This is a genomic window from Cereibacter johrii, from assembly GCF_001720585.1.
Classification (GTDB): domain Bacteria; phylum Pseudomonadota; class Alphaproteobacteria; order Rhodobacterales; family Rhodobacteraceae; genus Cereibacter_A; species Cereibacter_A johrii.
In genome coordinates this window covers 1-10,396 of record NZ_MABH01000153.1, presented here as the reverse complement: position 1 = coordinate 10,396, position 10,396 = coordinate 1, and the positions used below count along the sequence as shown (strand labels likewise).

The 10,396-nt window shown below is 69.0% G+C and carries 12 protein-coding genes; 6 read left to right on the top strand and 6 right to left on the bottom strand.

Translation table 11 applies throughout. The annotated features are described in order from the left end of the window. The coding region (locus A9O63_RS13545; RefSeq protein WP_141703097.1) for an urease accessory protein UreD at window positions 1-531 on the bottom strand (531 nt) is incomplete at its 3' end. Window positions 532-735: 204 nt separating this feature from the next. Here A9O63_RS13545 and A9O63_RS13540 point away from each other — a divergent pair. The 6 genes from A9O63_RS13540 (at window position 736) to A9O63_RS13515 (ending at window position 6,594) form a co-directional block, all read left to right on the top strand. Then, window positions 736-1,773 (top strand): phosphotransferase, encoded by a 1,038-nt coding sequence (locus tag A9O63_RS13540; RefSeq protein ID WP_069332416.1) that lies wholly within the window; start codon window positions 736-738, stop codon window positions 1,771-1,773. A 34-nt stretch (window positions 1,774-1,807) separates the two neighbouring features. Continuing rightward, window positions 1,808-3,118 (top strand): aspartate aminotransferase family protein, encoded by a 1,311-nt coding sequence (locus A9O63_RS13535; protein ID WP_069332415.1) that lies wholly within the window; start codon window positions 1,808-1,810, stop codon window positions 3,116-3,118. Window positions 3,119-3,544: 426 nt separating this feature from the next. Continuing rightward, window positions 3,545-3,700, top strand: coding sequence for a light-harvesting antenna LH1, beta subunit (pufB, locus tag A9O63_RS13530; protein ID WP_002720479.1), 156 nt, complete (start codon window positions 3,545-3,547; stop codon window positions 3,698-3,700). Window positions 3,701-3,715: 15 nt separating this feature from the next. Continuing rightward, on the top strand, window positions 3,716-3,880 hold the full coding sequence (locus A9O63_RS13525) for a light-harvesting protein (RefSeq protein ID WP_069332414.1): 165 nt from the start codon (window positions 3,716-3,718) through the stop codon (window positions 3,878-3,880). 194 nt (window positions 3,881-4,074) lie between these two features. Beyond that, entirely contained in the window at window positions 4,075-5,454 is a 1,380-nt protein-coding gene (gene pucC / locus A9O63_RS13520) for a light-harvesting complexes assembly protein PucC (RefSeq protein ID WP_069332413.1), read from the top strand. Window positions 5,455-5,850: 396 nt separating this feature from the next. Beyond that, entirely contained in the window at window positions 5,851-6,594 is a 744-nt protein-coding gene (locus A9O63_RS13515; protein ID WP_017140267.1) for a LuxR C-terminal-related transcriptional regulator, read from the top strand. A gap of 48 nt (window positions 6,595-6,642) precedes the next feature. Here A9O63_RS13515 and hemN read toward each other — a convergent pair whose 3' ends face one another. From hemN to A9O63_RS13490, 5 genes are all read right to left on the bottom strand, one after another. Continuing rightward, window positions 6,643-8,001, bottom strand: coding sequence for an oxygen-independent coproporphyrinogen III oxidase (hemN, locus tag A9O63_RS13510; RefSeq protein ID WP_069332412.1), 1,359 nt, complete (start codon window positions 7,999-8,001; stop codon window positions 6,643-6,645). 73 nt (window positions 8,002-8,074) lie between these two features. Continuing rightward, the gene (locus tag A9O63_RS13505) at window positions 8,075-8,770 is read right to left on the bottom strand and encodes an NnrU family protein (RefSeq protein ID WP_069332411.1); all 696 of its coding nucleotides are present in this window, start codon (window positions 8,768-8,770) and stop codon (window positions 8,075-8,077) included. Next, window positions 8,767-8,988 carry an NnrT protein gene (locus A9O63_RS13500; protein WP_069332410.1) on the bottom strand — a complete coding sequence of 74 codons (222 nt, stop codon included), beginning with the start codon at window positions 8,986-8,988 and terminating at the stop codon, window positions 8,767-8,769. Before A9O63_RS13500 ends, A9O63_RS13505 begins: the two co-directional genes overlap by 4 nt. Continuing rightward, the gene (locus tag A9O63_RS13495; RefSeq protein WP_015920880.1) at window positions 8,985-9,158 is read right to left on the bottom strand and encodes a hypothetical protein; all 174 of its coding nucleotides are present in this window, start codon (window positions 9,156-9,158) and stop codon (window positions 8,985-8,987) included. Before A9O63_RS13495 ends, A9O63_RS13500 begins: the two co-directional genes overlap by 4 nt. Before the next feature lies 1 nt (window position 9,159). Beyond that, window positions 9,160-10,396: nitric oxide reductase activation protein NorD (locus A9O63_RS13490; protein ID WP_069332409.1), on the bottom strand; the 1,237-nt coding region annotated here is incomplete at its 5' end.

Below are 10,396 nucleotides of genomic sequence, written 5' to 3'. Positions count from 1 at the left end.
GACCGGCTTGCCGCCGCGCAGGATGCTCCGCCGGTCGCGGAAGGCGAGCCGGGTCAGCGTCTCGCCCATCGCGGCCCGGCCCAGCACCACCGATTCCACCATCAGGCACCCCGCCCCCGGCGCGAGCGAGATCCGCGTCTCGCGGTCGAGCGCGGCGCCCTCGAACAGGATCGTCTCCTGCGGCAACCAGTCGAGCCAGCCGTCGCGGCCCACCTCATGCAGGACCTCGACCCGCGCGGCGCCCGCCCCCGCCGCATAGGCGCGCTCGGCCGTCTGGGTCGTGGCGACCGCGCGGCAGCCCTCGCCCACCTCCAGCCGGTAGGAGAGCCGATCGCCCCCCGTCAGCCCGCCCGACGTATTGAGAAAGACGACCTCGGGCACGTCTCCCTCCACCCGCGGCAGGAAGGCCTTGGCTGAGCCGCGCTGCGCCAGATCGCGGAGCCGCACCGCCCCGCGCGAGCGGGCGAGCGTCACCTGCGCATGGCCGTCGCTGCGCTCGAGCCGCGCGGAAAGAGGGGACAAGGCGTTCATCTTGTGCCCATCGGATCATCCTGCCGCCGCCGCAGCAATCGGCCCCGCCCGCCTGCGGAAGGGCCTTGGATCGGCGCGCCCCGTGCGCGCACGTTTCGGCGGCGCCTCGCCCACGGATCGGGCAGGGGGAAAACTTCCCGCTGGTGCTTTTCTTCCGCGGGCGGCTCGCCCATGATCCGCGCGACATCTGCGAGGAGCCCGACCGTGCCCCAATCCGCCCTGCCGATCGGCCCCCTCCTGAGCGCACCGCGCCCCGCCTTCACCGAGACCGAGGCTCAGGGGCTCGCGCGGACGCATTTCGGACTGGACGGCACGGCCCTGCCCCTCACCTCCGAGCGCGACCAGAACTTCCGGCTCGAGACGCCCGAGGGGTCGTTCGTGCTGAAGATCGCCAATGCCGCCGAGCCACGCGGCGTGACCGAATGTCAGACGCTGGCGCTCCTTCATCTGGAGACGGTGGCTCCCGCACTGCCGGTCCCGCGGGTGATCCGCACGCTGGAGAACGCTCCCTGGACGGATCTGCCCGGCGGCAATCTCCTGCGGCTTCGGACCTGGCTCGAGGGGGAGCCGCTCTGGCGCGCGCGGCGCGGGGCGGCGCAACGGCGGGCGGTGGGGCTCTGCCTCGGCGGGATCGCCGCGGCGCTGGCCGATTTCTCGCATCCCTCCGCCGATCACGAACTGCTGTGGGACATCCGTCACGCGGCCCGGCTTCGGGCGCTGCTGCCCGCCATTCCCGATGCGCGAACGGCGGTGCTGGCCGAGCAGGTGCTCGACCGGTTCGAGACGGCGGTCTCGTCCCGGCTGACGGATCTGCCCTGGCAGGTCGTTCACAACGACATGAACCCGCACAACATCATGGTCGATCCGGCGGATGCCGACCGGATCGCGGGCGTGATCGACTTCGGCGATCTCGTGCGCACGGCCCGCGTCTGCGATCTGGCCGTGGCGGGTTCCTATCAGGTGGATCCGGGCGATCCGGCCGGAACGCTCGCCGATCTGGTGGCGGGCTATCACGCGGCAAACCCGCTCCTGCCCGACGAGGTGGAACTGCTGCCCGACCTCGTCGCGGCGCGCATGGTGACGACCATTGCCATCGCCTCGGCGCGCGCGGCCCAGCAACCGGACAATGCGCCCTACATCCTGCGCAACCTGCCCGCCTCGGCCGCGGGCCTCGAGGCGCTGACGGCGCTTGCGCCCGGCGCGGCCACGGCGACGCTCCTGCGCGCGACGGAGGCCGCGTGAGCGCAAGGTCCCTACGCCCGCGAGGAGCCCGCCCATGAACCGCGACGCGATGCCGAACGCCTTCCGCCCCGGCGCCGTGGACCTGCCCCCGCGTGAGGCGGATCTGGTCGCGCGGCGGCAGGCGCTTCTCGGGCCGGCCTACCGGCTCTTTTACGAGCGGCCCCTGCATATCGTGCGCGGCGAGGGCGTCTGGCTCTATGACGCGGACGGCACCGCCTATCTCGACGCCTATAACAACGTGGCGTCGCTCGGCCATTGCCATCCCAGGGTGGTCGAGGCGGTGGCGCGGCAGGCGGGGCAATTGGCGACCCACACGCGCTATCTGCATGAGGGCGTGCTGGAACTGGCCGAGCGGCTGCTGGCGACCCTGCCCCCCGAACTCGGGCACGCGATGTTCACCTGCACCGGCTCGGAAGCGAACGACCTGGCCCTGCGGCTGGCCTTCGCCGCCACCGGCGGCACGGGCGTGATCGTGACCGAGAATGCCTATCACGGGGTGACGATGGGCGTGGCGGCCCTCTCGCCCTCGCTGGGTCCGGGCGTGCCGCTCGGCGCCCATGTCCGCACCGTGCCCGCCCCCGACCCGGACAAGGGCACGGATGCGACCTTCGGCGCGGCGGTGGCGGCGGCGGCCGCCGATCTGGCGCGCCACGGCATCCGGCCTGCGGCGCTGATCCTCGACACGGTCTTCTCCTCCGACGGGGTCTTCACCCACCCGACGGACACGCTCGCCCCGGCGGCGGCGGCGATCCGTGCGGCGGGCGGGCTCTTCATCGCCGACGAGGTGCAGCCCGGATTCGGCCGCACCGGCGAGGCGATGTGGGGCTTCCTGCGGCACGGGGTGGTGCCGGACATGGTCTCGATGGGCAAGCCCATGGGCAATGGCTATCCGGTGGCGGCCCTCGCCCTGCGCCCGGAGCTGGCCGAGCGGTTCGGAGCCGGCGCGCGCTACTTCAACACCTTCGGCGGCAATGCCGTGGCGGCGGCCGCGGCGCTCGCCGTTCTCGACACGCTGGCGGCAGAAGGGCTGCAGGCCCATGCGCTGAAGGTGGGCGGGCAGTTCCGGGCGGATCTGAGCGCCCTGTCCGCCCGCGATCCGCGGCTGGGGGCCGTGCGCGGCGCGGGCCTCTTTCTCGGGGTCGAGGTGCTCGAGCCCGAGTCGCGCGCGCCCGACGCCGGAATGGCCGCGCGCATCGTAAACGGGCTCCGCGAGGCGCGCGTGCTGATCTCGGCGACCGGGCCGCACGGCCATGTGCTGAAGATCCGCCCGCCGCTCGTCTTCTCGGACGCGAACGCGGCCTTCTTTCTCGAGCGGTTCGAGTCGGTGCTCTCTGCCTCGCGCTGAGCGGGACGTGCCGGGCAGAGACCGCCAAGCCGTCCTGAAATATCGAAAAATCCTCGGAAGATGGGATCCTCGGGGCCCGGGCACAAGGGTCTGGACACCCTTGTTTTTGCGGCAGCGAGAGGCCGCAGGACGCCCCTGCGGGGCCGTGAGAGGCAGCGTCAATTTCCCGCGCGCCTGCGGCAAAATTGTCCCTTTTCAAGCCGTTACGCCGGATTCCCGTCCGATTTGGCGGCCAATAAGTCGCACCCAAAACGGCCTTGTCAGCCAACACTGACATTGAATCTGTCAGCACGATGTGACACCCATAATGCGAGCCGGGGCGGAACCGAAATCGCCGACAAGGTGATCCAGGGCTCTCCGGTCTCGTCGAAGCCCGCGTGCAGGCCCTACACGCAAACCGTCGATTACCAGTTGGGAGACGACACAGTGACTGACGATCTGAACAAAGTCTGGCCGAGCGGCCTGACCGTTGCCGAAGCCGAAGAAGTTCACAAGCAACTCATCCTCGGCACCCGCGTCTTCGGTGGCATGGCGCTCATCGCGCACTTCCTCGCCGCCGCTGCGACCCCGTGGCTCGGCTGATAGGAGAAGACTGACATGACCAACGGCAAAATCTGGCTCGTGGTGAAACCGACCGTCGGCGTTCCGCTGTTCCTCAGCGCTGCCGTCATCGCTTCGGTTGTGGTTCACGCTGCTGTGCTGACCACCACCACCTGGCTGCCCGACTACTACCAAGGCTCGGCGAAGGTCGCGGCCGAGTAATGCTGCGGAAGGCGCGGGCCTGCGGGCCCACGCCAGGCAGTCCGTAAGTTCCGAGCAGGCCGGGATCCTTGGGTTCCGGCCTGCTCGTCACACCAGCGACGCGTTCCTGTCGCCTTGCCCGTTCGGGCTGTGTGCCTGAAGCCCGACATCCTCTCCAGTCGCGCAGTCTGCGCCTACCCCGGGATTCTTCACGCATGAGCCGAATTGCCGAACATCTGGTCCGCATCGGACCGCGGTTTCTGCCATTTGCTGACGCGGCCTCGGACCAGCTGCCCCTGCGCAAGCTGCTGCGTCTGTCGCTGTTCCAGGTCGCCGTGGGCATGGCCATCGTCCTGCTCGTCGGCACGCTGAACCGGGTGATGATCGTCGAGTTGAAGGTGCCTGCCTCGGTAGTGGGGATCATGATCTCGCTGCCGCTCCTGTTCGCGCCCTTCCGCGCACTGATCGGCTTCAAGTCCGACACCCATGTCTCCGCGCTGGGCTGGCGGCGCGTGCCCTGGATCTACCGCGGGACGCTGGCGCTCTGGGGCGGCTTCGCCATCATGCCCTTTGCGCTGATCGTGCTGGGCGGGCAGGGCTATGCCGAGGGCCAGCCCTTCTGGCTCGGCGTCTCCTCGGCCGCGCTCGCCTTCCTGATGGTGGGCGGCGGCGTGCACACGATCCAGACGGTGGGGCTTGCCCTCGCCACCGACCTCGCCCCGCGCGAGGATCAGCCGAAGGTCGTGGGCCTCATGTATGTCGTGCTGCTGATCTCCATGATCTTCGCCTCGATCGGCTTCGGCTGGCTGCTCGATCCCTATTACGACGCGCAGCTCATCAAGGTCATCTCGGCCGTCGCCGTGGCCGTCTTCTTCCTGAACATGGTCGCCCTGTGGAAGATGGAGCCGCGCAACCGCGCCTTCACCGTGAAGCCCGAGAAGGAGCCCGAATTCGGCGACCACTGGCGCGAGTTCATCAGCCGCGAGAATGCGCTCCACGGGCTGATCGTGATCGGGCTCGGCACGCTGGGCTTCGGGATGGCCGACGTGATCCTCGAGCCCTACGGCGGCGAGGTGCTCTCGATGACGGTGGCCGAGACCACCCGCCTGACCGCGACCTTCGCGGGGGGCGGGCTCGTGGGATTCTGGCTGGCGTCGTGGGTGCTCGGCCGGGGCTTCGATCCCTTGCGGATGGCCTTCCTCGGCGCCGCTGCGGGGCTTCCGGGCTTCTTCGCCATCATGGGCGCGACCGGGATGACGAATGTCTGGGTCTTCCTCCTCGGCACGCTGACGGTGGGGTTCGGCGGCGGGCTCTTCAGCCACGGAACGCTCACGGCCACGATGCGCCTCGCGCCGAAGGAGCAGGTGGGCCTTGCCCTCGGGGCCTGGGGTGCGGTGCAGGCCACTGCCGCGGGCGTGGCCATCGCGGGCGCAGGCGTGCTGCGCGACCTCCTGCGGGCGATGCCGGATCTCTCGGCCTATGGTCCGGGCGCGCCCTACGTCGCGGTCTTCGCCCTCGAGGCAGGCTTCCTCTTCCTGACCATGGTCGTGATCCTGCCTCTCCTGCGTTCGGCGCTTGCCGCCCGCCGCCTGTGACGAATCACCGGGCGCGCCCCGCGGGCCCGGTTTCCGGCAGCGCAAGAGGCTACTCCTTTGGGGGTCTTCGAAATCTCAGCCTGCGGGTTCGCGCCCTCGGCGCCACTTCGCCGCAGGGTTGAACGAAGACAACCGCAACGGCGAGATTCCGCGCACATTCCCCGCTCGCCGCAAAGGCGAAACGCTTGGTTAACACAACGTTAACAAGACCTTCCCTGCGCGGACCTGCCCCGAACCTGAACATTTCGGCAGGTGCAGGGCGATCTCCTCCTTTTTCCTGCTTTAACAGACCTTTGCGGCATCATTGGCTGCATGCTAAAGTATGGAAATCGACATAACTTTGAAGAGTAGGATTTAGCCGGGTTTGCGTCCCAAACACAGAGTGGACAGATTGTGATGAATCATTCGACCGACTCTTTTTCGAAATCTTTGAATACACTAGGCAGCGACCTTCCTGCCACTGCTGCAGTCCGGCTCTCCGAACGTCGTGCTCTCGTGATGATCGACCCCCGCACGCTCGAGCGCGAATGCCTCGTGCGCTGTGTGGAACTCGCTCATCCGTCCATCCAGATCGTCGGGTTCGGCTCCTTCGAGGAGTGGCGCAGCCGCAGGGATCACCATGCCCATCAGGTGATCCTCTACAGCACGGGCAACCGATCCGTGAGCGAGGTGTCCCGCGAGGTCGCCGCGCTCGTGACGGAGGCCGGCTCCTCGCCTGTCGTCGTCATCGGAGCTGCGAACGATCTGCGCGAGATGATCGCGGCCTTCGACTGCGGCGCGCGGAGCTACCTGCCCTCGTCGGTGGGGATCGACGATATCGTCGAGGCGAGCCGCCTTGCGACCTTCGACGGGATCTTCCTGCCGACCGCCAGTCTCACGGCGCTGCGCGGCGCCCTGCCCGACCGGGCAGAGCCGCAGATCGCCGTGGACGAGCATCTGACCGAGCGCCAGCGGGCCGTCTGTGACGCGCTCCGCCGGGGCAAGTCCAACAAGATCATCGCCGGAGAGCTCAATCTCTGCGAGAGCACGGTGAAGGTCCATATCCGCAACATCATGAAGAAGCTCGGGGCGAAGAACCGCACCGAGGCTGCCTTCAAGCTGAATTCCAGCATGTTCGCGGGAGAAGGTCGCCTTTCCTGAGCCGGAGCGGCGGATGCCCCGGCCCCCTCGGGGGCCGGGGCAATGCATTCACGAGGCCTGCGAGTAGCGGGCTTCCGGCGTCTCGTAGGCGTCGAACAGCCGCGCGATCATCCGCGCCAGCGCCCGGCCTTCCTTCGCAATCGACATCGACCCGTCCGCGTCCACCGTGACGAAGGGCGTGAACTTCTCGGCCGCCTGGGCGATGCGCGGGACCATGGTCTCGGCCGCCTCGCCGAAGCGCGCGCGCAGCGCGGGCAGGTCGAGGAAGAAGTCGCACATGATCATCTCGATGGCGCGGCCGTGGAGATAATCCTCCTCGGTCATGCGGTGGCCCCGGTAGCCCGGCAGCCGCCCCTCCTCGATCGCCTTGATATAGGCGGCCGTGGCGGCGGTGTTCTGCAGATAGCCCTGCTCGAACTTCGAGATCGACGAAGCGCCGATGCCCAGAAGCGCCGGGCAGGTGTCGTCGGTATAGCCCTGGAAGTTGCGGCGCAGCTTTCCGCTGCGGGCAGCCACGGCCATGCTGTCGTCGGGCAGCGCGAAATGGTCGATCCCGATGCGCTCGAACCCGCCTTCGGTGAAGAGCCGTGCCGCCAGATTGGCCAGCTCGTGCCGCTCGATGTCGGGGGGCAGCACGGTCTCGTCGATCAGCTTCTGGCGCTTGGCCATCCACGGAACATGGGCATAGCCGAAAATCGCAACCCGGTCAGGGGCAAGCGAGAGCACCTTGTCGATGGTGGCGGCAAGGCTCTCGCGGTTCTGGTGCGGCAGCCCGTAGACGAGATCGGTGTTCAGCGAATGGACACCGTAGCGGCGCAGCGTCTCGACGCAGGCCCTGGTGTTCTCGAAGGGCTGCTCGCGCCCGATCGCGTTCTGCACGATGTCGGTGAAGTCCTGAATGCCGATCGAGGCGCGGTTCATGCCTTCCTCGCTCAGCGCGCGGATCTTGGGTTCGTCGACCATCATCGGGTCGATCTCGACCGAGAATTCGTACTCGTCGGCGAAGGGGATCGCGGCCTTGATCGCCTGCGCGAGCTTGTGGATCAGCTCGGGCGACAGGATCGTGGGCGTGCCCCCGCCCCAGTGCAGCCGCCCGGCCTTCACGCCGGCGGGCAGATGCTTCTTCACCAGCTCCAGCTCCTGCAGGAGCGTGCCCACATAGGCTTCGACCGGGGCCAGCGTCTGGGTCCCCTGCGTGCGGCAGGCGCAGAACCAGCAGAGCCGCTCGCAGAAGGGGACGTGGACATAGACCGAGATCGGCACGGCGGGATCGAGGGCTTCGATCGCCTGTGCCTGAAAGTCCGCTCCGACGGCGCCCGAGAAGACCGGCGCCGCAGGATAGCTCGTATAGCGCGGCACGCGCGCATCGAAGAGTCCGAGACTCTGGAGGAGGGCGATGTTTGTCATGCTGAACCCAATAACGGTTCACGAGACATTAGACTTTGCGCAGGATCAAACGCCCCGGACAGGGTGTCGCAGGCTAGAGCGGCAGCGGCGAGACGCCCAGCACGACCGGATGCAGCGCCAGCGCCGTGGCCCAGAGCGCCACGACCGCCAGAAGCCGCGGGAAGAGGTGATCCTCGTTCTGCTTCAGCCAGTGCGCATCGACCAGCGGGCGCAGCGAGAAGAGCGCCGTCGCCCCGAAGGCCGCCCGAGCCTCGTCGGGCGTCAGGGCCCGGCGGGCGCGGGCGTCGAACATCGGGATGGCCGCCAGCGAGAGGCCGAAGAAGGTGCCGAACAGGATGACATGCGCGAGGTCGCCGTTCGGAAAGAGATGGGCCGCGGACCAGAGCATGAGGGCAATCAGCAGCGGGTGGCGCGTGATGGCCGCGAAGCCCGGCCGCTCGGGATCGACCGCCCGGCCGCGCCGCCCGCCGAGCGTCCAGGGCCAGGGCAGCCCGATCCCCTGCACGACAAGGGTCCAGACGATCGGCGCGACGAGATTGGGCACCCAGCGCGTGGCGGGCGTCTGCGGCCAGAGTTCCACGAACGGCGCCCGGCCGGCGGCGAGGATGAGCCAGCCCAGCACGAGAAGCGAGATCGTGCCGTAGAGGGCGAAATAGACCTGCCGGCCGAGCGTTGCGATCAGCCGCTCGCGCACGCCGGGGCGCGCGGGCAGCAGGTGCGAGGCAAAGAAGGCCGCCAGCGCCGCCGCAAATTCCAGCCAGTCCGTCAAGCCTGCGACTCCGCCTGTTCCATGAGCCGCACGATGTGGGCCGAGAAGAGACGGGTAGCAGGCAGACCGAGGACGAGACCGCCCAGCACCGACCATGCAGGCGGCAGGACCGGCACCCCCACCCACGACAGGATGAGCGAGGCGAAGAACAGGTTCACCGCCGCAGCGCCCGCTCCGAGCGGGTAGAGCAGGAGCGTCACCCGGTTCTGGCGGGTCATCGGCGCTGCACCATCCATTGCACGGCGGCGAGCGCCGCCACGAAGCAGCCCGCGGCCACGGCGAACCAGAATTCCGCAGCGGCGGTCTGGGCGGCCGGCGTCGGCGGCTCGAAGGTCGCGGCCATGGCAATCCCGGGCACGAGGATCAGGAAGGGCAGCAGCAGTCGCATCTCAGATCTCCTGGGTGAGGGAACGGTAGAGGTCGGGGAGCGCCCGCGCAAGGCGGGCGGGTTCGGGAAGCAGGGTGAAGCCCGCGCGGCCGAAGATGCGGGCGAACCAGTCCTGCCCGTCGGCATCGATCACCACGCCATGCACCGACTGGGACAGGGCGCGGGCCTCGCGGACGGCCATCCGGCTGTCCTCGATCCCGTGCACGCCCTCGTAATGGTCGAGATCGTTGGGCTTGCCGTCGGTCAGGACGAGAAGAAGCTTGCGGCTCGCCGCCTCCTCGTTCAGCCGCGCCGAGGCATGGCGGATGGCCGCGCCGAGGCGGGTGTAGTGGCCGGGCCTGAGCCCGCCGATGCGGGCCGTGACTGCAGGCCCCATCGGCTCGTCGAACCGCTTGCAGAGATGCAGGAATACCCGGTCGCGCCGGAGCGAGGAGAAGCCCCAGATCGCCTGCCGGTCGCCCGCCACGTCGATGCCTGCGGCAAGGGCCGCCAGCGCCTCGCGCGCCGTGTCGATCACCGTCCGCTCGCCCACAGAGGCCTCGGTCGAGCGCGAGCAATCCATCAGGATCGCCACCGCGAGGTCGCGCTCGAGTGCGCGGGAACTCCGGTAGATCCGGTCGGTGCCGCGGCCGGTGGTGCGGAGCGCCACCTGCGCCTCGATCAGCGCGTCGAGGTCGAGCTCCGCCCCCTCGACCTGACGCTTGCAGAGCACGCGGCGGGGATGGAGCGTCTCGAACTGCCGCCGGACCCGCGCGGTCAGCCGCGGATCGGGGCAGAAGCCCTGCCCCTCCTCGGCCAGCGCTTCCAGCACGCGGGTATGGTCGGGCATCAGGCTGCGCGAGCGGTGGTTCCACTCAGGATAAGTGAAGCGGTCCGACAGGCGCTCATGCTCGGCATCCTGCGGTGCGAGATCGAGATGCAGCCGCAGCCGGCTCGCCGCGCGCTTGACGTGCCGGGTGAGGGGGATCCGATCCTGATCCTCGGCCGCCTTCTGCGCGTTCTCCTGATCGTCGTCATCGGTCGCGCGGTTGAGGTTCAGGCTCTCGACCCAGCTCAGGATCGCTTCGAACCGGTGGACGATGAAGCTGTCCTTGCGGTTCGCCTGGTCGAGATCGCGCCGCTCGCCCATCTTGCGGGTGGCGGTCGGCAGGCCCGCAGGGGCCTGCGTCTCCTCGGGGGCATCGGCCGCGCCCTGCCCCGTGCCGCGCCCCAGCCGCAGCCAGAGCGGGACCGGCGCG